The sequence below is a fragment of the Pedococcus sp. P1_H8 genome (genome assembly GCF_056405175.1).
Map to the genome: position 1 here is coordinate 1 of NZ_JBFUCP010000301.1, position 417 is coordinate 417.

The following is a 417-nucleotide window of genomic DNA, read 5'->3' on the forward strand; positions in this document are numbered from 1 at the left end:
ACCCAGCCCTCGTCGAAGGCGCGGTCGACGATCTCGACCTCGACCTGCTTGATGGTGACCGGGTCCTGGTTGATCCCCAGCACGCAGGACGCCTCGCACGGCGCGGGGCACAGCCGACCGGTGAACTCCGGGAAGTTGTTCGTCGCGTGCAGCCGCTCGATGCCGTCCTGCCACCGGTCCTTGAAGACCAGGTCGTTCCACTCGGGAATCAGATTCCCCAGCGGGCAACCGTTGTGGCAGAACGGGATACCGCAATCCATGCAGCGGCTGGCCTGGGTCTGGAGGGTCTCCTTCGGGAAATCCTCGTAGACCTCCTTCCAGTCCATCAGCCGCAGGGCGACGGGACGACGGACCGGCAGCTCGCGCGAACCGTGATTCAGGAAGCCGCTTGGATCACCCACGAGCTGCCTCCATGAT

The 417-nt window shown here is 65.0% G+C and carries 1 pseudogene; it reads right to left on the reverse strand.

What is annotated here, in order from left to right:
- Nucleotides 1–401 (reverse strand): annotated as a pseudogene (gene gltD, locus AC1DYG_RS20110) (glutamate synthase); the annotation flags it as partial.
- Nucleotides 402–417: the final 16 nt, after the last annotated feature.